The organism is Trichococcus flocculiformis (assembly GCF_900113645.1).
GTDB lineage: Bacteria > Bacillota > Bacilli > Lactobacillales > Aerococcaceae > Trichococcus > Trichococcus flocculiformis.
Map to the genome: position 1 here is coordinate 1 of NZ_FOQC01000109.1, position 1,035 is coordinate 1,035.

Annotated in this window: 1 protein-coding gene; it reads right to left on the minus strand. The window is 37.6% G+C overall.

The genetic code is table 11. From position 1 onward, the window contains the following. Positions 1 to 154: 154 nt before the first annotated feature. Positions 155 to 466 carry a hypothetical protein gene (locus BMZ71_RS14595; protein WP_086990990.1) on the minus strand — a complete coding sequence of 104 codons (312 nt, stop codon included), beginning with the start codon at positions 464 to 466 and terminating at the stop codon, positions 155 to 157. Positions 467 to 1,035: the final 569 nt, after the last annotated feature.

Below are 1,035 nucleotides of genomic sequence, written 5' to 3' on the forward strand. Positions count from 1 at the left end.
TTCACACCTTTTGGGTGTGAAAGTGAAATAAAGAATACGTTGATAGAACAAGATTTCAAGGTGTTTTCTGAAAACCTATGAATAATTCAGGATCACCTCCGTTCTCTTAATTTTTTGTATAAAAAAAGACCCCGGATGAGGTCTTTAGGATAAGCTAAAATATAGTTAGGGAATTTTCTAATATTTCCACATCAATTTCTTCCCCATTGTTATCTCTTATTGAAAAATCTTCAAAATTTGGAGCGCCTTGAGGATATTCAGTATACGTATAGTACACCTCATATTCTCTATTACAGTTAGGGCAAGTTGTTTCTACCGTTGCTTCGAACCCGCTTTCTGTACCCATTCCACGATCAGGCTCAGTCCATGTATTCTCAAAATCAAAATCTCCAGCAACAACTTCTACTAAACCAACATGATCACTTTCTACGCACTTAAATATAAGCTTACCTTCTAAAGAAACCATCTACTCATCTCCTAATCATTTATTATACCAAGTATACCAAAACCCTCATACTATAGCGATTTTCAAATTCCCTTTGCTCACTTTCGATGACATCCTTATCCCTGTCAACTACTTTCACAGTTTGTTCTGTATATTCAAAGTCAAAAGCGCGTTTAAACAGAGCGTTCTCGACTCCCCGGCCCACTACCTCTTTTCCTCTTTTTAAGGCAGCCGAAATGGCCGAATACTTTTCTTTCCAAACTTTTAAAGTTGAATAGGCAATGCACATGTTATGTGCAATTTGCTCGTCTGGAAGGCAATTCTTTACCCATGATTGCATGAGTAAAATATTATTTGCCTCTAACTACTCTGCAAACTTCCCTCTCGCAATTTCATTTCCACCAACTCATTCTTTTATAGCGATCACATACCCGAAGATTCTCCGCCCCTTACATATTTCACAGTGCCGTTTTCCATCACCGACTTAATTTTGAGTAAGAAAAGCATCGGGGAAAACCACCCCGATGCCTTTTTTTGTGTAGTTGTATTATTTTTTTTGATAATCTGAGAGCTTGTATTCCAAACCGTGG

Bases quoted from the DNA above. Each gene is read 5' to 3' on its own strand.
- BMZ71_RS14595 (WP_086990990.1), bottom strand. From the start codon at position 466: ATGGTTTCTTTAGAAGGTAAGCTTATATTTAAGTGCGTAGAAAGTGAT.